The 25,038-nt window shown below is 36.2% G+C and carries 21 protein-coding genes; 10 read left to right on the top strand and 11 right to left on the bottom strand.

All coding sequences use genetic code 11. The features are described from left to right. Positions 1–659 precede the first annotated feature (659 nt). Complete coding sequence (gene corA / locus IPK91_06535) at positions 660–1,703, bottom strand: magnesium/cobalt transporter CorA (GenBank protein ID MBK8296923.1); 1,044 nt, start codon at positions 1,701–1,703, stop codon at positions 660–662. Continuing rightward, the gene (locus IPK91_06530; protein MBK8296922.1) at positions 1,700–3,022 is read right to left on the bottom strand and encodes a polysaccharide deacetylase family protein; all 1,323 of its coding nucleotides are present in this window, start codon (positions 3,020–3,022) and stop codon (positions 1,700–1,702) included. The genes corA and IPK91_06530 overlap by 4 nt, the downstream gene beginning before the upstream one ends. Before the next feature lie 47 nt (positions 3,023–3,069). Between IPK91_06530 and IPK91_06525 the strand changes: the two genes are divergently transcribed. The 3 genes from IPK91_06525 to IPK91_06515 all read left to right on the top strand — a co-directional run bounded on the left by IPK91_06525 (position 3,070) and on the right by IPK91_06515 (position 8,368). Continuing rightward, positions 3,070–3,840, top strand: coding sequence for a hypothetical protein (locus tag IPK91_06525; GenBank protein ID MBK8296921.1), 771 nt, complete (start codon positions 3,070–3,072; stop codon positions 3,838–3,840). A gap of 39 nt (positions 3,841–3,879) precedes the next feature. Then, positions 3,880–4,755 carry a lipoyl synthase gene (lipA, locus tag IPK91_06520; protein ID MBK8296920.1) on the top strand — a complete coding sequence of 292 codons (876 nt, stop codon included), beginning with the start codon at positions 3,880–3,882 and terminating at the stop codon, positions 4,753–4,755. Positions 4,756–4,852: 97 nt separating this feature from the next. Next, positions 4,853–8,368: a gliding motility-associated C-terminal domain-containing protein gene (locus IPK91_06515; GenBank protein ID MBK8296919.1), complete on the top strand. Its 3,516-nt coding sequence runs from the start codon at positions 4,853–4,855 to the stop codon at positions 8,366–8,368. Positions 8,369–8,505: 137 nt separating this feature from the next. Here IPK91_06515 and IPK91_06510 read toward each other — a convergent pair whose 3' ends face one another. From IPK91_06510 to meaB, 4 genes are read right to left on the bottom strand one after another with little or no spacing between them, the layout of a single operon-like run. Further along, a complete protein-coding gene (locus tag IPK91_06510; protein MBK8296918.1) occupies positions 8,506–8,754 on the bottom strand; it encodes a hypothetical protein in 249 nt (82 codons plus the stop codon). A 1-nt stretch (position 8,755) separates the two neighbouring features. Continuing rightward, complete coding sequence (gene bcp / locus IPK91_06505; GenBank protein MBK8296917.1) at positions 8,756–9,244, bottom strand: thioredoxin-dependent thiol peroxidase; 489 nt, start codon at positions 9,242–9,244, stop codon at positions 8,756–8,758. Between the two features lie 17 nt (positions 9,245–9,261). After that, positions 9,262–10,989: a M23 family metallopeptidase gene (locus tag IPK91_06500; GenBank protein ID MBK8296916.1), complete on the bottom strand. Its 1,728-nt coding sequence runs from the start codon at positions 10,987–10,989 to the stop codon at positions 9,262–9,264. A gap of 5 nt (positions 10,990–10,994) precedes the next feature. Further along, positions 10,995–11,993, bottom strand: coding sequence for a methylmalonyl Co-A mutase-associated GTPase MeaB (gene meaB, locus IPK91_06495; GenBank protein ID MBK8296915.1), 999 nt, complete (start codon positions 11,991–11,993; stop codon positions 10,995–10,997). A gap of 328 nt (positions 11,994–12,321) precedes the next feature. On the opposite strand from meaB, the gene IPK91_06490 reads away from it, so the two are divergent. The 4 genes from IPK91_06490 (at position 12,322) to IPK91_06475 (ending at position 15,683) form a co-directional block, all read left to right on the top strand. Then, positions 12,322–13,542 carry an IscS subfamily cysteine desulfurase gene (locus IPK91_06490; protein MBK8296914.1) on the top strand — a complete coding sequence of 407 codons (1,221 nt, stop codon included), beginning with the start codon at positions 12,322–12,324 and terminating at the stop codon, positions 13,540–13,542. Positions 13,543–13,619: 77 nt separating this feature from the next. After that, entirely contained in the window at positions 13,620–14,015 is a 396-nt protein-coding gene (gene iscU, locus IPK91_06485; GenBank protein ID MBK8296913.1) for a Fe-S cluster assembly scaffold IscU, read from the top strand. Further along, positions 14,012–14,338 carry an iron-sulfur cluster assembly accessory protein gene (locus IPK91_06480; protein MBK8296912.1) on the top strand — a complete coding sequence of 109 codons (327 nt, stop codon included), beginning with the start codon at positions 14,012–14,014 and terminating at the stop codon, positions 14,336–14,338. Before iscU ends, IPK91_06480 begins: the two co-directional genes overlap by 4 nt. 52 nt (positions 14,339–14,390) lie before the next feature. Next, positions 14,391–15,683: an O-antigen ligase family protein gene (locus IPK91_06475; GenBank protein MBK8296911.1), complete on the top strand. Its 1,293-nt coding sequence runs from the start codon at positions 14,391–14,393 to the stop codon at positions 15,681–15,683. Between the two features lie 14 nt (positions 15,684–15,697). On the opposite strand, the gene IPK91_06470 is transcribed toward IPK91_06475, so the two are convergent. The 5 genes from IPK91_06470 to IPK91_06450 all read right to left on the bottom strand — a co-directional run bounded on the left by IPK91_06470 (position 15,698) and on the right by IPK91_06450 (position 20,647). After that, the gene (locus IPK91_06470; protein MBK8296910.1) at positions 15,698–16,213 is read right to left on the bottom strand and encodes a hypothetical protein; all 516 of its coding nucleotides are present in this window, start codon (positions 16,211–16,213) and stop codon (positions 15,698–15,700) included. 66 nt (positions 16,214–16,279) lie between these two features. Then, a complete protein-coding gene (rseP, locus tag IPK91_06465; protein MBK8296909.1) occupies positions 16,280–17,617 on the bottom strand; it encodes an RIP metalloprotease RseP in 1,338 nt (445 codons plus the stop codon). 78 nt (positions 17,618–17,695) lie between these two features. Beyond that, positions 17,696–19,354: a DEAD/DEAH box helicase gene (locus tag IPK91_06460; GenBank protein MBK8296908.1), complete on the bottom strand. Its 1,659-nt coding sequence runs from the start codon at positions 19,352–19,354 to the stop codon at positions 17,696–17,698. A 145-nt stretch (positions 19,355–19,499) separates the two neighbouring features. Further along, complete coding sequence (locus tag IPK91_06455; protein ID MBK8296907.1) at positions 19,500–19,832, bottom strand: RNA-binding protein; 333 nt, start codon at positions 19,830–19,832, stop codon at positions 19,500–19,502. A gap of 134 nt (positions 19,833–19,966) precedes the next feature. Next, positions 19,967–20,647, bottom strand: a complete 681-nt coding sequence (locus tag IPK91_06450; protein ID MBK8296906.1) for a hypothetical protein — start codon at positions 20,645–20,647, stop codon at positions 19,967–19,969. A 102-nt stretch (positions 20,648–20,749) separates the two neighbouring features. Between IPK91_06450 and IPK91_06445 the strand changes: the two genes are divergently transcribed. From IPK91_06445 to IPK91_06435, 3 genes are all read left to right on the top strand, one after another. After that, the gene (locus IPK91_06445) at positions 20,750–22,642 is read left to right on the top strand and encodes a hypothetical protein (protein ID MBK8296905.1); all 1,893 of its coding nucleotides are present in this window, start codon (positions 20,750–20,752) and stop codon (positions 22,640–22,642) included. Next, positions 22,632–23,738: a DNA-protecting protein DprA gene (dprA, locus tag IPK91_06440; protein MBK8296904.1), complete on the top strand. Its 1,107-nt coding sequence runs from the start codon at positions 22,632–22,634 to the stop codon at positions 23,736–23,738. The genes IPK91_06445 and dprA overlap by 11 nt, the downstream gene beginning before the upstream one ends. Positions 23,739–23,890: 152 nt before the next feature. Continuing rightward, entirely contained in the window at positions 23,891–24,877 is a 987-nt protein-coding gene (locus IPK91_06435) for an alkaline phosphatase (GenBank protein ID MBK8296903.1), read from the top strand. Positions 24,878–25,038 lie beyond the last annotated feature (161 nt).

The raw sequence follows: 25,038 nt of genomic DNA, 5'->3' as shown, positions 1-25,038 counted from the left end.
ATATATAAGAAAATTATAATACATGTTGATTTCGATTGCTGGGATTGCTTCGTTTTGATGAATCGGTAGTTGCTTGGTACCTTACAAAATTTAACGTGTTATATGTTACACTCAATATTATGTAAAAAAAAATTATCTTTTTTTTTGAAAATGAAATAATTTAACACAGGACTATCAAAGCTTTGTTATACCTTTGATCTATCCATGAAGGATGCTGTAAACAGGAGTTTTAAACAACATTTAGGAATTTTGATTATTGCGCCTTCATCTTCAAACAACAAAAATCTTCTTTATTTTTTTATTTAAGGCGCTTAAGCTGATAAGCTTTTGGTGTTTTTGGTAATAACTAACTACAAGCGGTTGTTGACTGGTGATTTGATCCAATTTTTAAAAGTATTCATGTTGCATAAATCGCCAAATAAATTATAAATATTACATATATTATTATTTTATATTTGTACGAATATTAATCCATGAACTATAAATCCAATTATTAATGAAAAACCTGTTCAAAAAGAAAACTTCCAAAACGGAAGCAAAAACAGAAGAACGGAGGTTTTTTGAATTCCAAAAAAGAAAATCCTGACACCGATTTAGTTTTAGAAAGTTTACCTAAAGGTGATTTTCTTGAAACTGATGAAGATTTGGGGTATTGTTAATCAAATCATCTTCTTTCGTTTAAGAAAACCAATCATTGTAAATACGACCACACTGATTCCGATCCACCAGATTAAGTAGCCGTATTTCCATTTTAATTCTGGCATGAACTCAAAATTCATTCCGTAGACACCTGTAAAAAATAAAATGGGAATCGACACGGTCGAAACCATTGCCAGCCATTTCATATCTTTATTCATTTGCAGATTGGTACGGCTCATCACCAATTCTCGAATCCCATTGAGCAATTCTCTTTGATTGTCCAGCGTTTCTATTAAATGTTGAATATTGTCTTGGAGATCTCTTAAAAATAAAAAGGTTGAAGCATCAATTAAATTCGTCTCCAGGTTTTTTAACTGATTGATTTCTTCTCGCAACGGAAAAACCACCCGTTTCATAGCTAAAATGTTATTTCGTAATATGTGTAAATCTTCTAAATGGAGGACAAACTTTTCTTGTAATACCTTCTCTTCCATAACTTCAATCTCATCGTGAAATGCTTCTACCGTAATGTAGTAGCGGTCAACCAAATAATCGATGATGGCATAAAATAAATAGTCCGATCCCCTGGTACGAATTCGGGATAAGGGCATTTGCATACGATTTCGAATGATAGAAAAACTATCATCCGGATCTTCTTGAAAACTGATCAATACACTTTTATTAAGGTATACCGATATCTGTTCTTTTTTTAATGTTTTCGTTGCTTTGTTGTACTCTACATTGTAAATAATTCCAAAAAGGGCTGCATCATAATCTTCAATTTTAATTCGGTGACCGGGATCCAATACATCCTCCAATATGAGGCGGTGAATATTAAATTTTTCCCCAAGTTGACTAATCAGATTTACATCATTTATGCCTTTAAGGTCTAACCAATATTGGAATCCTTGTTTCAAATTAAGGTTTAAGCACTCTTTTTCTGAAAGTTCGGAATAATCGTTTGGGTTGTATTGAATTCCTTTAACAATAGGTTTGACATCCAATTGCTTGCCTGTGTAGACCAAACTACCGGGAGAAAGTCCAATTTTCTTTTTGTTGCTCATGTTGTTTCTGTGCGTTTATTAAAATAGTCAATTATATCATCAAATACGTGATCCCAGCCTGTCCATTCTCCTTTAAAATCAAAACTGCTGTTATGCCATATCAAATGAAATTGCCCTCCATACTTTTTTACCAATTCAAATAACTGAATTATGGATTCTTTAGCTTGTTCCGGACTATATTTTAAATAATCCAGGTAAGTCCGATCCATACAGCTAATCGGTATTAATTTTAAATTGCTTTGCATTTCATTTTTTAAATCATACCAATAAAAGGGCCTACAAGTTCCTGCTCTGAACCCTGTTTGATCTGCAAAACCCAAACTGTAATCTATTAAAATATTATTTTCGATTAATGCCGGATAGGTTTTATCAACTTGTAACCGAAGGAAATGCTGTCGGGAAGATTTGATTGGAATGCCACAAGCGGTTTCTAAGTTTTGTTTTTCAATTTTTATTTTCAAAGATGCATCCATCGTATTATAAGATGGATGCAAACCAATTGTTCCTATAGTTTTTAGAAAATCTAATGTTTGAAGGACTGGTTTCAATTTTAAGGAATGATTTTTATCATAGCTACTGTTTCCTCCACTTAATATAAAGAATGTCAATTGTTCTTTAGCAATTGGAGTATGAAGAAAATGGATCGTACTGTCAAATGGATCCTTTATCAGTCCACAATAAATTTGAATTCGTTCAAGATAGGCATTGTATTTTCCATAAGCAAAATCACGGAGGGTGCCTGCCAATTTTATACCAGTGGATTTATATTTATGCTTATAAAATTGGTCAATGTCAATGCCTATGGACCATTCTGGTTTATATTTTCTAATTGGCAAGCTTATATTAAATGTAATTTCCAAGGCTTTTAGAAAATTAAAAATCCATTCGTCAACAACTGCTTGTTGTAGCACACCCTGTTTTGCCAAAATACTAGATGATGCATTGAATCGGTGGTGTTTATCTATCTCATGCAATTGGTACTCTTCCACACGGGCTAATAAATAAAATACGGCTGCAAATAAATCAAACCGATCACTTTCTAAGTCTGGAAAAATTTGGAAATATTGCTCAGATTTCCTGATTATAGGTTCTGTTAATTGCTCCAGTGGGTGGTATAAATTGCCACTTTCTTTAATAAAATATTCATTGGATTTGATAGAAGTTCTGCTGTAATTGATAGAGGGTCCTGGATATACCGTAAATTCTTCTATTGATGTCGTAATTCTGAAGCTGGTAGCAGTTATATAACTTTGTAAAACAGATACTACATACTGTAAGCGTGGATGGATCGTTTCATTAAATAGAAGAATTTGATTCAAAGGGCTATTTTTGTTGCTCCAATTTAAAAATATTGTACTTTTAGGATGTGAAAATAATACAGTTCATTCTCTGCTTGGGTCTTTGGATTGAATTATCCGCACAATCCAAGTCATTGGTCGATATTCCAGCTTCCGTTAGGAAAGGGATTATTTATAAATCTGAATGGTCTATGGACATTGCTTTGCACACAAATGGCTTTTTTCTGGGCTATAACAAAGCAAAAATTAAAAACTACCACACAAGTACATACCTTCACGGCGATTTGGGTTTTTTGTATCACCCTAAAGAAACCCGCTCAACGAAGCCTAATAATAGTGGATTTAAGAGTTTTAACGCCTATAAATTCGGAAAACAAAACCAGCTGATCAATCTTCGGATTGGGCGTGGCATCATCAAAACTCTCAGTGAAAAAGCTCGAAATAAGGGAATTGCATTGGGTTTAAGACTTGAAGGGGGCGTAACCTTGGGATTATTAAAACCAAATTATTTAAAAATTTCTGACGAACAAGACGGTCATTTTGCAATAAAAGATATCAAATATTCAGACAATCCGGTTGATTTTCTAGATCCAAACCATATTTTAGGCGCTTCTAGTTTTTTTAAAGGAATTGGAGAAATCAGCCTGGTTCCAGGTATGTTTGCCCGAGCTGCAATTCGCTTAGATCCTGGTGCCTTTGAAAAAATGGTTCGCTGTTTAGAAGCTGGAATCCAATTAGACCTTTACACAAAAAGACCTGCAATCCTCGCCAATCATAGCAATCCGCTCAGCTATATAAACCTTTACCTAAATTTGCAGTTAGGTAAAAGAACGAATTAATTTTAAGTAATTTACATATAGTAAAATTATATAATATAAATGATTGAGTTGGATATCGTTCAGGATTCTTCTCCCAGAGCCAGACGTCCTGAATGGCTTCGGGTTAAATTGCCAATTGGAGAGGACTACCGCCGGGTTCGGGAACTAGTCGATCAGTATAAATTGCACACCATTTGCCAAAGTGGTAATTGCCCTAATATGGGCGAATGTTGGGGTGCCGGGACTGCAACTTTTATGATATTGGGCAATGTTTGCACACGTTCTTGTAGTTTTTGTGCAGTTAAAACCGGCCGCCCGCCAGAATATGATGTAGATGAACCTCATCGGGTTTCCGAAGCAATCCAACTCATGAAAGTCAAACATGCAGTTATAACCTCTGTTAATAGAGATGAACTTCCGGATCGAGGGGCTGAAATATGGTACCAGACGATCCATTTGGTAAAACAACGATGTCCTGAAACGACGATAGAAAGTCTCATTCCAGATGTTAAATCCAATTGGGATGCACTGATTCGAATGATCAGTGCAGGGCAAGAGGTCGTATCACACAATATGGAAACAGTGGAGCGACTGTATAGACTGGTTAGACCCCAAGCCAAATACAGCAGGAGCCTGGAGCAAATAAAACGTACAAAGGACTATGGAAAACGGACTAAAACTGGGATCATGCTTGGTTTGGGAGAGCAAAAACCTGAAGTGTTAAAAGCAATGGATGATTTACTGGATAATGGTTGCGATGTATTAACTTTGGGGCAATATCTCCAACCCACTAAAATGCATCTGGAAGTGGACCGTTATGTGCACCCGGATGAATTTGCGGAATATAAGGAGATAGGACTTTTGAAAGGTTTTGCTTTTGTAGAAAGCGGTCCGATGGTTCGAAGCAGTTACCACGCTGAACGCCATCTTGGATAATTTTTAAAAAGCAGACTTTACCATTTTTCAAAGCTTCAAATTTCAATCCCTGGATTATTATTGTACAATACTCATTACTAGATAAACTAGTTACAACATGCACCGTAGATTTATTTTATTGATTTTATTAAGTTCCTGGATATTTGCAAGTCAGGCTCAAAATTATGTAGTCAACTCATCAAATGATGTGGATGATGGTATGTGCGATGGGGTGCATTGCAGTTTGCGTGAGGCTATAAAAGCTGCTGAAGCTGACGGAACGCCTTCCACAATTGCATTCAATATTCCTTTAGCGGGACCTCATCTTATTAATCCGACGGGCCCTTTTCCTAATATTACACAGCCTGATTTAAAGATTGTTGGGGAAACACAACCTGGTGGACCAGGTGCTTTGGTCATAGAATTTAATTACAGACAGTTTTTTGGACTCCCTTTTTGGCAAATCCTCGCTCCCAGATTTTCTATCAGTGGATTTGAAATTCGTAAATTTTTATTTGAAAATCCTGGAGAAACGATCATGCAATTTGGGAACGGAGCGATCCCAGCTGCTAACTGCCAAATTCGTAATTGTGCAATTTATGAAGACAATTCTTTTGTGCCCGGCCTTAGTAAACAACTTATTACTGTTAGCAATGCACCGGATCTAGTTATTTCTAATAATAAATTTGGAATTGACTTTGCAGTTTCAAATATTTTTAAAATGGAAGGCTACCTTGCTATTGAAGCTACTCAAGGTGGTACTTTGGTCACCATTGATTCAAATATTTTTGTCAATAAAGTAAAAATGATTGACGTAAAGGGTGGTGATGTCTTTATTTCAAAAAATATTTTTGGTGCGGTTGATACCAATAAGGCAAATAATTTATTGCTTCCAAGTTTTGCAATCGTTTCTAGTAACAATTCCAAATTAGATGTTATAGATAATTTCTTTTTTGGAATCACAAATGCTGCGATCTCTTTGGCTAATTCCAGTTGGATTCAATTTATTTCTAAAAACAGATTTTATAATAATTCAATCGACTTGATTTCAGCTGGTGGAAACGGACTCCCAGTGCTTGTTTCTGATAATACAGCTCGCGATGGTAAATATTTTGTTTTTTCTCAAGACAATCTAGAATTGTATGTAGAACGAAATAATATTAATAATTACGATACCGTAATTTATAATTTAAACGAGCCCCTTTCTAAAAAAATCCGTTACATTGATAATCGGATGACTTGTATTAATGACAAAGTGATCGTAATGGATCCATCAAAGTTTCCAGCACATCCGGTTCCTATCATCTTGACGGTCAATCGCAATCAGATTACAGGCGCAGGCTTTCCAAATGACAGTGTCATCGTGTATTCCAATAACAGAATTTTATGCCCAAATGCGGTTTGTCAAGGTGGTGTAGAGCTTGGAAGAACGCGTTGTGATGCAACAGGAAATTGGATTTTAAATGCAGCATATCCTAATAGAACCAGTATTTCAGCATATCAATTTGAAAGCAATCCTGCTACACAACCAAGTATCTATTCTGAGTTTTCAAACTGTTACCAGTGTCCGGGTCAAGTTAAAATAAACTTTACACCAAGCTTGTGTTCAGGTCAAACGGTTACTTACAGGGGAAAAGTTTATTCCGAGGCTAACCCAAAGGATTCCACTTTTGTTAGAGGAGATGGAGTGAGCGTTTGTGATTCTGTAGTTTTAGTCAGTGTTAGTTTTACACCCAATTACCGAATCAATTTAAGGCCTAATTTATGCATTGGAGATACCCTTCGCTTTGGACTTGTTGAAATTCATAAATTTCATTTGACAGATTCCATTGTTACCAAAACGGCCTCTGGTTGTGACAGCGTTGTTACAATTGTAGCAACAGAAGTTGGCGCCGGAACTTTTGCACAAACTATTTGCGATAATGCCTCTGTAACAATCGGAGGAACTCGATTTGATAAAAACAACCCTTCAGGTGTTGCTACAATTAGTGGTGCTGCTTTAGGTGGTTGTGATAGCGTCGTGACGGTCAATTTAACCATCAATAATTTTACAGAATCTTTTATAAGATTAAATATGTGCCCGGGCCGGGATACATTGGTTGCAGGAACTTTATTTAATCAGGCAAATCCAATTGGTGATGTAACATTAAAAAACGGTTCCAGCACCGGTTGTGACAGCTTGATTCACGTAAATCTAAATTATCCAGACAACACGGGAAGGTTTACTGCAACCATTTGCAGAGGAGATAGCATATTAATCATTAATGAATATTTTTCTGAAACAAAAACCAATGGTCAAATTATAATTGCTAATGGTTCCAGTTTTGGTTGTGATAGCATTTTAGATGTCAGTATTAATTTAATACCTAATTCTCAAGGAAGCTATACCAATACCATTTGTCGTGGCGACACACTGAATTTACATGGAGAGCAATTTTTTAATGGAAAAACTACAGGAACGATCTTGTTGGCAAATCAGGCAGCAAATGGATGTGATAGCATGATTCAAGTGGCGATATCCATATTGCCTGATGCAATTGGAAGTTTTGATACCACACTTTGTGAAAATCAAACCATAACATTGTATGGCCAGGTATTTTCATTGGCACGCCCCAGAGGCAATTTAAAAATCGATAATGCCTCCTCCAGAATGTGTGACAGCTTTGTTATGGTCAATGTCAATTTTGTAAATGAAGCAATGGGTAGTTTTACACCTTCAATTTGTCGTAAAGGACAAGTTCAGGTGGGCAATCAAGTCTTTACTGCCAGCAACCCTACAGGTCAGGTCCGTTTGCCCGGAGCTTCAGTTGCAGGATGTGACAGTTTGGTGAATGTTGCCGTTACAATAATTCCTTCCATCGGAATCAATTTTACAGAAAATGCTTTAAAATGCAATGTTGCAAACACAGGGTCACTTACCTTAAACAGTATAAATGGTGGAACAGGCAATTACCAAATTTCAATTGACAATGGGGGATTGATCAATTACACTCCGGGTCAAACAATTCCAAATTTAGCTCAAGGAAATCACAGCATTCGAATTGTTGATCAAACGGCTTGCGCTACGATTTATAATTTTAATATAGCTAACTCACAAAATCTATTTTTGCAACTGCCAAACGATACGGTAATTAAATTGGGGAATGTTGTAAATATTACAACACAACTTAATTTTAATCCAACCAGCATTCTTTGGGATCCAGATCTTTATTTAAGTTGTAATAATTGTTTAAATCCGCAATCCATTCCGGATCAAACGATTACTTATATGCTTACCGCACAGGATTCAAACGGATGTGTCATTAAAGATGAAATCACTATTACAGTCTTAATTGACGAAGCAGATATATTTGTTCCTACTGCATTCTCTCCAAATGGAGATAATATCAATGATTTCTTCCATCCAGTATTCAAGTTTCCTGAGAAAACATCCATTCTGATATTTAGAATTTTTGACCGCTGGGGGAATATGGTTTACGAACGCACGAACGGATTACCAGGAGACCCTTTTGGTTGGGATGGCACCTTTAATAAAGACAAAATGAATCCTGGCGTGTATACGTTTGCAATCCAATATGCCGGTGAAGACAAATTGGGTAAATGGAAAACAAGTGATGTAACCCTGATAAGGTAAATCAACAATAAAGTCACGCTATAAGCTCTGAGATAAAGCTTGCATTTTTTTTAATTTGGGTTTTACGTCTGTAAATATGAGGAGTTAAAAAGATGCGTAACGAAGTATAAGGAACTTTTAAAGCTTCCCTATACAATTTACTTTGGTTGATAAGCCTCATTCAATTCATAATCCATTCCACAAGCAGGACAAACTCCGGTTGTATCACTTCCGCTGCCTTTGCAATGCATTGGACAAATGTATTTTGAAGTGAATTCCGGACCGGTGTTGTCAACTTTTTCCATTACAGGCTTTTCTGTTGAATTGGTTTCAGCTGGTTTGTTTTTGCATTGAAAATTAATGCTTAAGCTTAACAATAAAATACTCGAAAGAATTAGATTTTTCATATTATGAATTTATAGATTCTAGAATTTGTTGGTGGTGAATAGCGGAATCAACAGGATATATAATCTTATGAATTTTATGATGTTTGTTTAAAATGTACGTTGTGCGATGAATCCCATCGTAAACAATTCCCATGAATTTTTTAGTACCCCAAACATCATAGGCACTTGCAATCCGATGATCTGTGTCAACAATAAGATCGTAGGGTAAATCAAACTTTGAAATAAATTTTTGATGTTTCGCTTCAGAGTCGGGGCTTATACCAAATAATGCAGCACCTGCTAATTTTATTTCGTCAAAGTTATCCCGTAAGTTACAAGCTTCTTTGGTACAGGTAGGTGTATTGTCCTGCGGGTAGAAAAATAATATGATCCAATCTGCTTTAATATGCTTTAATTGGATGGTACTCCCATTCTGTATTTTGGATTTAAAATCGGGAGCATTATCCCCAATTTGTAATTTAAAATGAGGCTTGTAATCTGATTGATTCATTCAACCAAAGGTATAAATTAACTTCGAACAAAAGTACCCGAGTATGTTTTTGCATTCCCAAGGTAATCACTAACACTGATTTCATAAGCGTGTTTACCTTTTCCTAACCAGTTTTCAAAGTTGTGACGGATGGAATTAGATTTTTTATCATATTCCATCAATACCCATTGACCATCAATTTTTAAATCGTAACGAATTGCTGGGACTTCACGACTGGTTGAAATGTTGTCAAACATTCGAAAAACCAATTGATTTTTTAAAACTCCTTTTCGCTTTTTACTGACCAATAAACTCAATTTGGGGGCGGTGGTATCCACCATGATCGAAAAGGGTCCTAAGGATCTTGCACGACTAACTAATAGATCGCCTTCCCAGCTTCCACCTATTGATTGAACAGATTTACCTTTTTGAATTGCAATGAAACATTTGTTTCGCAGATGCAATGGAATCTCTTTCGTAGCTTTTAAACGAATTTCAGCAGCTAGATGAACTGGAGCATTTGCCGGACGCAATCCTGTCCATTCAGTAAAAGCTAAACGGGACGGATTTGTATTCGTACATAATTTGCAATTTAAATCTTCGTAAACAGAACCTGCAGGGTAAGAAATTCTGGCAAATTCATTTTGAAACAATTTAGATTGATCATGATAAATCCAATCAGCCAGTTCCATTTTTTTTATAGGTGTTTTAAATGGACGTTTCACAATTTTAAATTCAATTTCACTTTCATTTCCCTGTGCATCTCCTGTTACCAGTCTAACCTCATGTTGTAAGCTATCTGCCATGTAAAAGAATCCATCATTTTGAACAGTGAGATAGGTATTCATTTTATTTCCAGACAATAAAAAACAGCGATGAAATTGTCCTCTGGCCTTTGCTTTTGCATTAAAATCTATATGCGCATTGATATATTTGGTATCATCACGCTTCCACTTGTCTGCACTAAAATGATAAAAAAGTCCGCCATCAATATATAACTGAATGGATTTGATTCCCGTGGTATTCCAGGATTTATTAGAACGGTCGAACGCATCCATGCTAACTGAAAACACATCACCTGCAACTTCTATTGCATTCTTCGCATTTGTTAATTGGGTTTTAGTTAAAACTTTTGACGATGTTTCCTGACCAGCATCATCATAACCATAAATTTTTACACGTCGGATTACCGGTGCAATATTGTCTTCAAGAGGTAATCCAAAATGCAAGGGGTCCCAAACCTCATCACCAGTTGCATTTCGTACCTCAAAGTGTAAATGTTTTCCTCGGCTGGCTCCTGTATTTCCCATATAAGCAACCAAATCACCTGCTTTTACAGGAAAATCATCCGGATCAAAATGAAGATCTTGTTGATAGGATTTGAGCTCATATTGTTTTGACTTTATAAAATCACTCAAATCTTTTCTAAAATCATGTAAATGAGCATAAACTGTCATCAATCCATTGGGATGCGAGATGTACAGACTTTTACCAAGGTTGTCGGGTTCAATCATTATTTTGGAAACATACCCATCTGCAGCAGCCAGGATATCATCACCTTGTGGACCATGTGAAGATCTAATATCGATGCCACCATGAAAGTGATTGTTTCGTAGTTCACCAAAACTACCGGTGATTGAAAGTTGATGACGCACCGGAGCGACCAATTTAAATACGGAAGGTATGGTGTTTACATCTGGATAGCTGGCATAATCAATTTTAAAGGAAAAGCAAAGCCAGATGAAAACCCAAATACCTTTTTTCATTTCTACTACTTCTTATTAAAGAGCGCAAAAATAAACGCTAAGCTGATATCTGTTGCCTCTTCTGGACTAATTTCACGATGAAGGATGTTTTTTTTAGTTTGAATTAGAAATGCACTTAGTTCCGGATTTTGTTCCAGGGTTTCCCATAATTTCTCTTTGAGATTTTGATTAAAATAATCAACCATTTGTTGCTGCCTGGAAGCTTTAATAGCTTGATTTTCTTCAATATACAGTTTAAATTTTTCTATTTCCTGTACCAGATTATCTATTCCTTTGTTATGCAGTGCACTGATTTTCAATATTTTTCGATCCCATCCAGGATATCTGCTTTGTGTAAATTGGGATGCCGCTAGCAAATCTTTATAACTGGAAATCAGGCGAATGTCTTTATCATCGTCTGCTTTATTTAATACAATGATATCGGACCATTCTAAAATTCCCTTTTTGATTCCTTGCAAATCATCTCCTGATCCAGGCAGACTAATTAAAAGGGTCAGATCCGTCACGGTGGAAACGAGGTATTCTGATTGACCAATTCCAGCGGTTTCAACCAGGATGTAATCAAATCCGGCAGCTTCACAAAGCCATATACTTTCGCGGGTATGCCGGGCCACACCTCCAAATTGATTTCCTGTCGGACTGGGACGTATAAAGGCATTGGCCTCTATTGCAAGATTTTGCATACGGGTCTTGTCGCCCAGGATACTCCCTTTAGTAAGCGCCGAACTCGGGTCAATGCTCAAAACAGCTACTTTATAATTTTGTCGGATTAAATGCAGTCCGAGCGTTTCAATCAAGGTTGATTTCCCGGCACCTGGAGGTCCTGTAATCCCAATTCGAAACGAATTTGAATTCAATGAACCCATTTGATGGATCAATTGAGTGGCAATGATTCGATCTTCCGGAAGCTGACTTTCAATAAGGGTTATTGCTCTTGATAAGGCATTTCGGTCTCCACTGCGAATCGAAGCCATCCAGGATGTAATAGTTTCCGGAGTATACAATATAATTAAATTTAATGTATAAAATACTATAATTCAGCAACAAAATTAAATATTTTGCCTGATTAATCCAAAGCTATTTATTGAATTGGGGTCTCGATTTTTAATTTAAATGGGATATGTTTAGGATTATGAAAATTAAATTTTTGCAAGCAAGGACATTTCGCACGGTCCAAACTTTTTCAAGATTGGATTTTTAAATATTATGACAGAAAAATTAAGGATTGGAATTTTATTCTGCTGGGCCCATTGGATGAAAGGAACATTAAACCAATCCGCATTCACTGTGTTATCTTTGTATCTCAATAAAATGCTATAAATCAAAAGCTTAATGTCTTTACACAAAGTTTATCTGGACAATAATGCAACCACTCCTTGTGACCCAAGGGTTGTGGATGCGATGTTGCCTTATTTCTATGAACATCCTGGAAATGCAGCCAGTAGGAGTCATCCCTTTGGATGGGAGGCTGAGGCAGCTGTTGACATCGCCCGTCAACAAATTGCTGATTTAATTGGTGCAGATGAGAAAGAAATCATATTCACTTCTGGAGCAACTGAGGCTGATAATCTGGCAATCAAAGGTGTTTTTGAAATGTATGCCCGTAAAGGCAAACATATTATAACTTGTAAAACAGAACATAAAGCGGTTTTAGATACCTGCAAAGCCCTTGAAAAAAGAGGTGCTGAAATCAGTTATTTAGAGGTAGCCTCTGACGGTTTAATTAATTTACAGGAACTGGAATCATTGATTCGTCCAGACACAATTTTGGTTTCAATTATGTGGGCTAACAATGAAACAGGAGTGATACAACCTATGCGCGAAATAGGTGAAATCTGTGCCCGCAAAGGGGTGTTATTTATGTCAGATGCAACCCAAGCCGTTGGTAAAATCCCCGTAAATCCACGGGAAAATGGAGTTCATCTGATGGCGTTCACAGCTCATAAAATGTATGGTCCAAAAGGAGTTGGTGCTTTGTATGTGAGTCGAAAAGATCCTCGTGTAAAAGTTACCGCACAAATGGATGGTGGAGGTCATGAAAGAGGGATGAGAAGCGGAACTTTAAATGTACCTGGCATTGTTGGATTTGGTAAAGCAGCAGCTATTGCTAAACTAGAAATGCAACAAGATGCCGAGCGTCTGTCTAAATTACGGGACAAATTGGAAAGTCGATTAAAATCTGAAATGGAGGAAGTCTATATTAATGGAAATGTACTTCACCGCATGCCGCATGTTACCAATATGTCTTTTAAACACGTTGAAGGAGAAGGATTAATGATGACCTTTAATCAGGATATTGCTTTGTCTTCAGGATCAGCATGTACTTCTGCTTCTTTAGAGCCAAGTTATGTTTTGGTTGCTTTAGGATTAGGAGATGATTTAGCACATTCTTCGCTTCGGTTTTCCTTAGGTCGTTTTACCTCCGAAGCAGATATTGACTTTGCCATTGAGGCAATTAAAAAGGGAGTAAATCATATGCGCGATCTTTCTCCCATATGGGAAATGTATAAAGAAGGAATCGATTTAACAAAAATTGAATGGAGCGCGCATTGATTAATTACGAATTAGGAATTACGAATTACGAATGTTTACACCTAACAACTATCACCTAACAACTATCAACTAATATTATGGCTTACTCAGAAAAAGTGCTTGATCATTTTAAAAATCCAAAAAATGTTGGAACATTAGATAAAGCAGATCTAAATGTTGGAACAGGATTGGTTGGCGCGCCAGAATGTGGTGATGTCATGCGTTTGCAAATTAAAGTAAATCCTGAATCAGGACTTATTGAAGATGCAAAATTTAAAACCTTTGGTTGCGGTTCTGCAATTGCTTCTTCTTCATTGGCAACTGAATGGCTTAAAGGAAAATCCTTAAATGAAGCTATGGAAATAGACAATATGGCCATCGTAGAAGAACTTGCCTTGCCTCCGGTTAAAATCCATTGTTCGGTATTGGCTGAGGATGCAATCAAAAGTGCTATTAAAGATTATAAAGAAAAGAATACCGTGCCTGTTGTATGATTTATCTTGGAGCATCTGCTAAAGAAAAAATTGAACAATTACGCAAAGAAGCGGGAATTGGATTGGATCATTTCATACGTGTTTCGGTTACAAGTGGGGGTTGTAGCGGATTAAGCTATAATATGGATTTTGATAATGCCCCCCAACCAAATGACCAGGTTTTTGAAGACAATGGTGAAAAAATTGTGACCGACCTAAAATCATTCTTGTATTTATTTAATTCTACTTTGGAATTTTCAGGAGGGCTTCAAGGTAAAGGCTTTTATTTCGAAAATCCAAATGCATCACGTACTTGTGGATGTGGCGAAAGTTTCGCTGTCTAAGTTAGTATTACAATTTAATACTTTTTCTATTGCAATAGTTAGAAGTTAAACTATGCAACCAACTGAATATCGAATTTCTTTTCTTGAATTCAGTTTATACATTTATATTTTACTTTGTGGATTTCAAAATATCTTGCATCTTCCATTATTGGAAGAAAAATTGCAAGTTTCTGATTTGTGGTTTTTAGTCATTTTGTTCCAACTTGAATATTCCTGGAAAACATTTCATCTCGTTTTTACTAAATTAAGTTCATTTAAATTTATAAGGATTTATGGCGTTCTGTTAATAGCTTTTCTCAGTATTAACTTCATTTCTTGTTTGATAAATTTTTCTACAGGAGGCTTGTTGGACTGTATTGGTAAACTGTATTTGGTATCAATGCATATTGTATTCATCGCTTGCTGTGTGGTTCTCAATTCGTCAAATCCACAAGTAAGAATCTTCCGGGCTTTTATTCATTTAGCTGTGATTATTTCTGTCATTGGACTTATAGGTTGGATTCTAAGTATTTGCGGAATCGAAAATCTGACCACAGAAATCTACAAGGGATATCCATATTTTGGAGATGCCCATCGAATAAGAGCATTCAGCCCGACAGCTTCATTTTACATCTCAATTGTAAGCATTGGCATTGCATCAGCGCTTTATGAATTTATATTTCTGTCAAAAAGAAACGTATATGGATTCCTGGCATTGTTGATGAGCTTAGTAGCCGTATTATGCTTTACAAAATCCTTTTTGTTTATTCTTTTGATTTGGATACTTTTCTTTCTGTTTAAAATACAGGCCACTTTTAAATACATGCTCTTCATTACAGTTGTGTTTTTAGCTGCGCACTTAGCAGCTACTCATTTTTTATTTATATCAAAAAATCAATTTAATAATTCAAGCCTCCTCAATGGGCCCTTTGCTTCTGGAGAAATACTGTATAAATCCAATGAATTTGCAATTGCGGCAAGTTCCTATTATCAATTAAAAAAGACAAGCTGGAAAATTTTTGCAACAAATCCATGGTGGGGGATTGGACCTGGTAATTTCAATCATGAAATTGCCAATTTAAAAATGCAAGGAAATTACCCGGTGCAACTATCAAATTATGATCCGCATTCTACGATATTGGGTGCTTTGGCAGAGACAGGTTTGTTTGGTTTCTTGATTCTGATAGTAATGGTTATTTTTTATTTAAACTGTTTGAGTTGGTATCAAATAAAGAAAGATCCGATTACTTTTTTATTACTCGTGTTGGTATTGATAATTGGTGCAGAGGGACTCTCTATGGATGTTTTGAACTTCCGGCACTATTGGATTGTATTATCTCTGGTAATTTGGAATCGTATAAAATGAAATAAATTGACTGATTAGATTTCGCTTTCTGAATTTGACAAATTTTCACGTAAACGAATAAAGTACTTTAATTTAAAATAATAAAATTTCATGTGATTTAGTATTTCTGGATCGCGATTACCCTGGTCGAAGTCTCTAAATATTGGATGAATCTTATTTTGAGCATTGGTTTCAGCTAAACTAAGTTCTTCCATTAAGCGATTTAGTTGTTTGGTATCCTGTAATTCTTTTGCTTCAAAGATAGCTTCGTGTAATTCCATCATTTGAATGAGAAATTCTTGTGGCAATGTCTGTGTATTTTCCTGAATCGGACCCTCAGTCAATTCAATGATATATTTTAATCTGCTGAGTGGATTTAAGAGGATTTTGTATGCTTGGTTATTATAAGCTGTGTGAAAATCAAGATCGGGTTTATTTTGATTTATATCTGGATGAAACTCGCGACTTTTTTCATAATACTTTTTGCGCAATAGACTGAGATCAATTTCATGAGCTATTGGTATGCCAAAGTGTTCAAAGTAATTTTGCATATAGGTAAACAATTAAAACCACAGATTCGAGATTCAGTGGATTGCCAAAACGGATAGCGGATCAATTTATTTACTAAATCCTCTGACTACATCCAATCCGTTGGCATACAACATTAAAGCCATTAGTAGGAAGAAGCCAATCATCGTTGCTTTTTCCACAATTTTATCTGGTACTTTTTTGCCAGTAACCACTTCGATTAATAAGAATACAACATAGCCGCCATCTAATGCCGGAATTGGCAACAAATTCATAAATGCTAAAATAATAGATAAGACAGCTGTCATTGCCCAAAATGCATTCCAATCCCAAGTTGCCGGAAACATTTTTGTAATGGATGCAAATCCTCCTAAAGAGTCTTTTGCTTTTATAGTTCCTGCAAACATTTGTTTGAATGCTTTCAACTGGGTAGTTAATATATCAACCCCTCTGGTCACTCCTGCAGGAAGTGCAGCTAGAAAACTATAATTTTCAGTTTCTACTTTAATAAATTTATCGATGGACTCCCATTGTACACCTAACATTCCTTTATCATTGGTAGTAATGTTAATAGCCAGTGTATCCATGCCACGTTTTAATTGAATTTCAAATGGCGTGTTGATTTTTCCTTTTATCCGTTTTGTAACATCCTGAATGTACAGGGTGGATTCATTATTTACTGAAATAATTTCATCACCCGCTAAAATTCCTTGTTGTTTAGCAGGGCTGCCGTCAGCGACGATTGCAACCTGGGCTGGTAAACGAATTGTCCATAAATCCAGACTTTTAAAATCAGGTTTAGTCAACAAGCTGATGTATTTTGGATCAACTGAAATATGTTGAGATTGTCCATCTCGAATGATTTCAACTTGATGGGATTCTTCAAAAATAAGTGTTTTTAGAAGCGTTCCTCGATCAAATCGATCGATAGCAACCGATCCAATTTTAGTTATTTGATCACCATCCCTGAATCCCATGGTATATGCCAAACTATCAACGGCAATGCCGTATTTCATTTCTTTAGTTGGCACGTATTGAATGCCATCTTTCCAAATTAAAATTGCAAATACTAAAAACCCAAATATAAAATTAACCGTAACGCCACCAACCATTATGATCAGTCGTTGCCAGGCTGGTTTTGAACGAAACTCCCATGCTTTAGGTTCCGATTGTAATTGTTCGAGGTCAAAACTTTCATCGACCATTCCTGCAATTTTAACATAACCACCTAAAGGGAGCCAACCGATTCCGTATTCTGTTTCGCCAATTTTTTTCTTAAAAAGAGAAAACCAGGGGTTAAAGAAAAGGTAAAATTTCTCCACCCGTGTTTTAAACCATCTGGCTGGAAAGAAGTGACCGCATTCATGGATAACTACCAGAATGGTTAAGCTAAGTAAAAGCTGACTAATTTTAATTAAGATGTCCATTGCTATTCAATACTACGTTTAACAGCGTTAAATTAAAATTGTTTTTTGAAATTTAGCTTGATTAACAGGTTTTAAACGTTAATCGGGTTTTTTAATTTGAATTTCCCGGCCTTTGTATTTTAAATTTTTACAATGCAACAACTTGGTAGAGGATTCAGGATCGGTCATAAAATAGGAATAGGTATTTTTCATATCAATATCCCTGATTACGCGTCCACTGATTTTAGTCAATTTAAATATTTCCTCACGTATTTCATCATATTTTAAATTGTCTTTGCGACCGAGATTAATATGCAATCGCACATTATTTGATTTTTTAGATGGAGCTGAAGATTCAGTACGTCTTCTGGATCCACCTCGACCGCGACTGTCTCCGGATCTGTCATGATGGCTGCTACCGGAACTCAATTTTTCTTCTACATTAATATCCGGCATGGAAAGATAATTGGAATTAAATTTTTTCATTTCAGAATGTAAAATAATTTCAACCAATTTTTCTTTATCCATTTGCATTAAAGGCCAAACCCATTCATTCTTAAAAGGTATTAATTTAGTTTCATCGACATCGTTTGTGATTTGTTCGATAAAATTCACAATCCTTGCCTGATAAACTTCTTCTGCACGTGGAATGGTATAGCGCTCAAATTTTAAATTGGCCATCCGTTCAATCCGGTGTAATTTATAGGCTTCTTTAATGTGCAACAGTACAATTGAAAAACCTTTCTGGCCAGCACGTGCCGTACGACCACTTCGATGTGTATAGTTTTCAATATCATCCGGAAGATGAAAGTGAATGATGTGAGTTAAATTTTTAACATCGATACCTCGGGCAGCTACATCAGTTGCAAATAAAACTTTTACTGATTTATGTCTGAATTTACTCATGACTTTATCCCGTTGGCGCTGTTCAAGATCGCCATGAAGGCAATCTGCGGCATAGCCATCTTTCAACAGGATGTCACTTATCTGTTGTGTTTCAATTTTTGTATTACAAAATACAATGCCATAAAAGTCAGAATGAAAATCTACAATTCGTTTGAGTGCAACGACTTTATCTTTTGCTTGTACGACTGCATATTGATGGGTAATATTTGGCTGCATCAGGTTTTTCTTCCCAGCAACCAATTCTTTTGGGTGATGTAAAAACCGACCCGCTATTTCTCGAATTTCTGGCGACATGGTTGCAGAAAACAAAGCTGTTTTCTTTTCAGCCGGAGTGTGTGCTAAAATGGATTCCATGTCTTCCCGGAAACCCATATTAAGCATTTCATCGGCTTCATCAAGAATTACAATTTTTACCTGGTTAATCTTGACGCTTTGACGTTCCATTAAGTCCATGAGTCGACCCGGTGTAGCCACAACGATATGAACCGTTTGACGTAATTCTTTAATTTGAGCAGAAATACTGCTCCCACCATAAACAGCCAGGATGCGTACACCTCTTAAATGGCGTGCAAACTTGTTAAGGTCTGATGTGATTTGGAGACACAACTCTCTGGTAGGTGCGATGACCAATGCCTGGGTAAATGGTTTATCCAGTTGAATATTTTGTAAAATTGGGAGTCCAAAAGCGGCAGTTTTGCCGGTACCGGTTTGAGCTAATGCTATTAAATCATGTTCCTGATCTAATAAAACCGGAATTGCTTTTTCCTGGATTTCGGTTGGAGTTGTATACTCTAAATCTGTAATGGCTTGAAGCAACTGCGCCTCAATACCTAATTGCTGAAATGCTGACATTGAAATGTGAAATGGAGAATGGAAAATACGGTTAAAAAAATACCTGCCACGGTTGGGCAGGTATTTTTTTTTGTTCTGTTTATATCATTTAATTTCAACAACAAACTTGTTGAAGAAACGACATATTCTGCGTTAAAGACCAGAATTAAAATCTTCTGCGAAAATCACGGTTGTTTCCACCACCGTTGCCGCCGCTACCACCACCACCTGGGCGGAATGGACGTCTTTCTTTTTCTTGTGGTGGTCTAGCTTCAGATACGGAGATCTGACGCTCTTTAATGGTTTTTTGATCGAGATTTGTAATCGCTTCTCGACCTTCATCATCGTTAGGCATCTCAACAAAAGCAAATCCTTTGCTTTTGCCAGACATCTTGTCGGTAATGATTTTAACTGAAGTAACTTCACCAAATTCTGAAAACATGGCTTGAAGTTGGGCTTCCTTGACGCCATAGTCAAGGTTTCCTACATAAAGATTCATTGAAAAAAATATTTAAAAATTAAGAAAAATTTAGACGGGTAAGATAAAATTGATTGATAGGCAATAATATATATAAGGCAAAGGTATTACAAATAAATTGAAATAAATTATAATTTTTTTGAAAAAAAAAGATTTTAATCCCTCTGAGGTCCATTTAATAAGAGCAAACGGATCCCAAAATGCTTAAAATTACCGGATTGAATGCCTGTAGATCCATTAAGTGTCTGTTCTAATGGGGACAGATCAAATTGCTCCCAGGGCAAAAAATAGTAGGGTTGCAATGCGATTCTGCATACAGAACCATTTGATAATCCGACATTTATATAAAATTGGGAACCCCAGGCAGTTTGTCGGGTAATTTGAGTTTTGTTAGTATTTGGGGTAAACTTATCCTTAATGCTCAAATAATTGAGATTAATTGAAGTGCCGAATTGGATCCACTGGCTCCCTGTTTCCAATAAAAAATTATAGGATTCTAATTTATAATATATCGTTCGATTGTATTCCAGATTGTCTGAAGGATTGAGGCCTTCAGCCTTGGTATTGGCTTGACCATAGGTCCAATTAAATCCACAGGACCCAATCCTTCCTGTGTATCGAAGTCCAATTTGCAGGCCATTTAATACTTTAATAGCCCCAAAACCAGAGCTTAACCAAGCATTTGAAGCGTTGTATTTTTGTAAAATCTGGGTGTTTTCAGCTAAATCCATAAAAGACAAACCGTAACCAACCTGAATATTAATCTGGGCAATTAAGCTAGCTGAAAATAGAAAGCTGCATAGGAGGCTTAAAAAACGGGGGGTATAAGCTTTCAATATTTGAGAAAAACCTTTGAACCACAAACATATTAATTATTTATTTAATATTAAAATTTTTTTTGCTTTTCAATATCTTGCAGCACGGATTAAAAAAATAATATGTCAAAATCATTAACATTCAACAGGTTATCCTCTACAAGCTTGCGTAATTATTTTGTCTACCTGATCTTATTCGGATTATCATTTGCATTATACAGAGAAGCTATCGGGTTTGGATATGTATTGGATGATGTGATTGTTTTGTCTGAAAATAGTTTTGTCCAAAAGGGTTTTAAAGGAATTAAAGACATCCTGAGCAAAGAGAGCTTTACGGGATATTTTGGTACACAAAAGGATCTGGTAGCCGGATCGAGATATCGTCCATTATCTATTGTGAGTTTTGCAATCGAACACGAATTTTTAGGGAATTATCCGGCTGCAAGCCATCTGATTAATATCCTCTTGTATGCATTCACTGCATGTCTGATTTTTCGTTTGTTTCAATTGTTCAACATTTCAAAACCGGATTCGCCCTGGTATCTTGCTTTGCCCTTTATAGGAGCTTTGCTGTTTGTTGCACATCCCATTCATTCTGAAGCAATCGCCAATATCAAAGGCAGAGATGAAATCCTTTGTTTGTTATTTGCAATTGCAGCATTGATTTCCTGGATTCGCTTTTATGATACAAAATCCAAAGTACATGCTGGTGCATCGATGTTGTGGTTTTGTTTGGCTTTGTTTTCAAAAGAAAATGCAGTCACCTTTGTATTAATTATTCCACTGACAATTTATTTTTTTAGATCCTCACCTTTAAAGTCGAGTTTATTGAATGCTTGGCCTTTATATCTATGCTTTGTTTTTTTTATTCTCGTTCGTTGGAAAGTAATTGGTTATTTTTTAAGTAATGGAGTTGTAATAACCGATTTAATGAATAACCCTTTTGTAGGCATGAGTTTGGATGAAAAGGTAGCAAGTATTTTTTATACGATTTTGTGGTACTTTAAATTACTGATTTTTCCACATCCCTTAACACACGATTATTATCCTTACCATGTGCCTAAAGTAGGATTTACAAATATCATTCCGATCGTATCAGTTTTAGTTTGTGCCATCTTGTGTTGGTTGGCCTATCATTTTCGTTCAAAAAATAAAACCATCAGTTATTCCATTTGCTATTATTTTATCACGTTTTCGATTGTATCCAATTTTGTGTTTCCTGTAGGAACATTTATGAATGAACGATTTTTATATATGCCGTCGCTTGCATTTAGTTTGGTTTCTGCATTCGCAATAAGTAAATTGATAGAATTTCAAAAATACAAAATACCGGCAATGCTGTTTACCCTGTTGGTACTTATTGCCTATAGCTACAGAACCCTAACGCGTGTACCAGATTGGAAAGATGGATTTACTTTAAATTTATCTGCAGTAAATGTTTCAAAGAACAGTGCCCGGATCAATTTATTTACAGGGGTATCTTATTATCAAAAATCACAGCCGGAAGATAATGAGGCAAAGAAAATGGAGTATTTAAAAACTGCTGAAATGTATATTGACCGTTCCTTGGCAATTTTTCCTGAATACGGCCAAGGCTTAAATATGAAAGCAGGAATTTTGGCAGAATATCTTAAAAAAGATAATGATATTCATAGTTTTCTTAAAAAACTGGAACCGGTCATTAAAGCAAAACCTGATTTGGATTTTGTGACAAAGTATATGGAGTTTTTGACCAAAGACCCTGAGAATAATGGAATTATGTTGCCTTATTTAAAACATGTAGGATACGACTTGTTGTATAAAGAAAAACGCAATTACCAATTCGCATTACACTTTTTAGGTATGGCATATAAAATCAATGATCACGATCCGGAAATCTGTTATTATATTGGGCTTTGTTATCAGGAGATGGCACGATTTGGGAAAGTAAGCAGTGCCAAAATCCAGGAATTTGAGAACAATGCTAAAGCCTTTTTTAACCAGGCCGCATCACTAGACCCTAAATATGCACAATGACGAATTGCTCTATGCAGTAGCACTGACAAAAATTGAAAAAGTTGGAGCGGTAACCGCAAAAAATCTGATCAGTTATTGCGGCAGTCCGCAAGCTGTTTTAAAAGAAAAGAAACAACATCTATTGCGGATCCCGCAAATAGGGGAGGGTATTGCGCAGGCGATTCAGGATCCTACAATTTTTTCTAAGGCTGAGGAGGAATTGCGTTTTACTGAGCAAGAACAGATTCAAGTAATTTATTATCAGGATACGCTGTATCCAACCCGCCTAAAAAATTATCAGGACAGTCCCTTGATCCTTTATTATAAGGGAACTTCGGATTTAAATCAGGAAAAAATAATAGCGGTCGTAGGTACCCGAAAAGTTACAGAATATGGAAGAAGGTTGATCCAACAATTGATTGAAGGCATCCGCGATTTAAACATCTTGGTGGTAAGTGGTCTGGCTTATGGGGTCGATAGCCTGGCACATAAAAAATGTGTTGAAGAACATATAGAAACAGTTGGCATCCTTGGTCATGGTTTGGATCGTATGTATCCAGAAGTGAATACCCATTTGGCCAAACAGATGCAAATGCATGGCGGTGTTTTAACAGAGTTTGGAATGAATACCAAACCGGATCGGGAAAATTTTCCAAAAAGAAACCGAATCGTTGCCGGAATGAGTGATGCTGTTTTGGTAATTGAAACCTTGCGGGAAGGCGGAAGCATGATTACTGCATCTTATGCAAATCAATACAATAAAGATGTATTTGCATTTCCGGGTAAAACTTCAGATGCCTACAGCAGTGGATGTAATTTTTTAATTAAAAATCATCAGGCACAGCTCATTGAGTCTGCTGAAGATTTGATCCTTAACATGCGTTGGGATGTGGCCGCTAAATCACCAAAAGGCATTCAGCAATCCTTGTTTGTTGAATTAGATGCATCCGAAAAACAAATTATAGAAATTTTACAAAATAATAATACAGTTCCTATCGATTATTTTTATCAAAATACGGAATTTAGCCCCAGCCAATTGGCAAGTGTGTTACTGAACCTGGAGTTTAAAGGATTAATACAACTTGAACCTGGAAAAAAATATTCACTCGTTAATTAATTAAAATGAAACTCACACAAATCTTGTTGTTGCTTGTTATTTTAACATGTTTTAATTCCTGCGGAATTCATGATTCACAGCAAAGCTTGGTTGCAGTGAATTCGGATTTAAAAATTCAAAGTAAAAAAACAGTTCCTAGAAATATAATATTGATGATAGGAGATGGCATGGGAGTGAGTCAGATTACGGCTGGTTTGTATTCAAATAACAATTCCCTCGAGCTCGAACGCTGCACCCATATCGGATTGCATAAATGTCATTCTGCGGATGATTTGATTACAGATTCTGCAGCGGGAGCGACTGCGTTTTCAATAGGAATGAAATCAAATAATAAGTATTTGGGATTGGACTCCTTGGGATTTCCACACCAAACCATTTTAGAATATTTATCCAGCAAGAAATATAAAACCGGATTGTTGGTAACTTCAACCATTGTACATGCAACCCCTGCTGCATTTTATGCCCACCAAAAATCAAGAAACGACTACGAAAAAATTGCAGTTGATTTAATGGCAACGGATGTTGATTTATTCATTGGCGGTGGTAAGAAGTATTTTAACCGTCGTACTACGGATAGTATAAATTTAATTGAAGCATTAAAAAACCGGGACTATCTGGTTCAGGATTATTTTGATCAGGATTTGAATGCCTGGCAATTTCCATTAGGACAAAAATTGGCATTTTTTACAGCGGATGGCGATCCGGAAAAACAATCTAAAGGTCGAACCTATTTACCTCAGGCAACTGCAAAGTCAATTGCATTTTTAAATCAACCATCCAGTAAAGGATTTTTTCTGATGGTAGAAGGTTCGCAAATTGATTGGGGAGGACATGATAACGATGCAAATTATATCATATCAGAAATGCTGGACTTTGATAAAGCCATAAAGGAAGCTTTGGATTTTGCAGCAGCAGATCAAAATACCCTGGTTGTTATAACAGCTGATCATGAGACAGGTGGATTGGCAATTATTGGCGGTGAAAAATATGGAGCCCTTAAAACGGCATTTACCACAGAACATCATACGGCAGATTTGATTCCGGTTTTTGCCTATGGACCCGGAGCAGAATTGTTTTCTGGGATCTATGAGAATACAGAGATTTATAAAAAAATGATGCAATTGATGGGGAAGGAATAGCTTGAAGTCTTAAGCTGTAAAGCTAATAAGCTGGCAAGCTATATGCATTGGATTCCGACATAATTTTTAAATTGCCTAAAGTCATTCCACATCCTTCATAAAGAGTATAAAGGCTTCACAACATATCAGCTTATCTACTTATCAGCTTATTAGCTTTTCAG

It is taken from the genome of Saprospiraceae bacterium (genome assembly GCA_016712145.1).
Classification (GTDB): domain Bacteria; phylum Bacteroidota; class Bacteroidia; order Chitinophagales; family Saprospiraceae; genus Vicinibacter.
Note: the sequence above shows the minus strand (reverse complement) of the source record. Positions and strands in the feature narration are given on the sequence as shown.

Excerpts from the sequence above, each read along its gene's own strand:
- IPK91_06470 (MBK8296910.1), bottom strand. The coding sequence starts at position 16,213 with ATGCAAAATTACTTTGAACACTTTGGCATACCAATAGCTCATGAAATT.
- corA (MBK8296923.1), bottom strand. The coding sequence starts at position 1,703 with ATGAGCAACAAAAAGAAAATTGGACTTTCTCCCGGTAGTTTGGTCTAC.
- IPK91_06510 (MBK8296918.1), bottom strand. The coding sequence starts at position 8,754 with ATGAAAAATCTAATTCTTTCGAGTATTTTATTGTTAAGCTTAAGCATT.
- IPK91_06435 (MBK8296903.1), top strand. The coding sequence starts at position 23,891 with ATGATAGGAGATGGCATGGGAGTGAGTCAGATTACGGCTGGTTTGTAT.
- dprA (MBK8296904.1), top strand. The coding sequence starts at position 22,632 with ATGCACAATGACGAATTGCTCTATGCAGTAGCACTGACAAAAATTGAA.
- IPK91_06490 (MBK8296914.1), top strand. The coding sequence starts at position 12,322 with ATGTCTTTACACAAAGTTTATCTGGACAATAATGCAACCACTCCTTGT.
- IPK91_06515 (MBK8296919.1), top strand. The coding sequence starts at position 4,853 with ATGCACCGTAGATTTATTTTATTGATTTTATTAAGTTCCTGGATATTT.
- IPK91_06455 (MBK8296907.1), bottom strand. The coding sequence starts at position 19,832 with ATGAATCTTTATGTAGGAAACCTTGACTATGGCGTCAAGGAAGCCCAA.
- bcp (MBK8296917.1), bottom strand. The coding sequence starts at position 9,244 with ATGAATCAATCAGATTACAAGCCTCATTTTAAATTACAAATTGGGGAT.
- lipA (MBK8296920.1), top strand. The coding sequence starts at position 3,880 with ATGATTGAGTTGGATATCGTTCAGGATTCTTCTCCCAGAGCCAGACGT.
- IPK91_06500 (MBK8296916.1), bottom strand. The coding sequence starts at position 10,989 with ATGAAAAAAGGTATTTGGGTTTTCATCTGGCTTTGCTTTTCCTTTAAA.
- rseP (MBK8296909.1), bottom strand. The coding sequence starts at position 17,617 with ATGGACATCTTAATTAAAATTAGTCAGCTTTTACTTAGCTTAACCATT.
- iscU (MBK8296913.1), top strand. The coding sequence starts at position 13,620 with ATGGCTTACTCAGAAAAAGTGCTTGATCATTTTAAAAATCCAAAAAAT.
- IPK91_06445 (MBK8296905.1), top strand. The coding sequence starts at position 20,750 with ATGTCAAAATCATTAACATTCAACAGGTTATCCTCTACAAGCTTGCGT.
- IPK91_06460 (MBK8296908.1), bottom strand. The coding sequence starts at position 19,354 with ATGTCAGCATTTCAGCAATTAGGTATTGAGGCGCAGTTGCTTCAAGCC.
- IPK91_06480 (MBK8296912.1), top strand. The coding sequence starts at position 14,012 with ATGATTTATCTTGGAGCATCTGCTAAAGAAAAAATTGAACAATTACGC.
- IPK91_06475 (MBK8296911.1), top strand. The coding sequence starts at position 14,391 with ATGCAACCAACTGAATATCGAATTTCTTTTCTTGAATTCAGTTTATAC.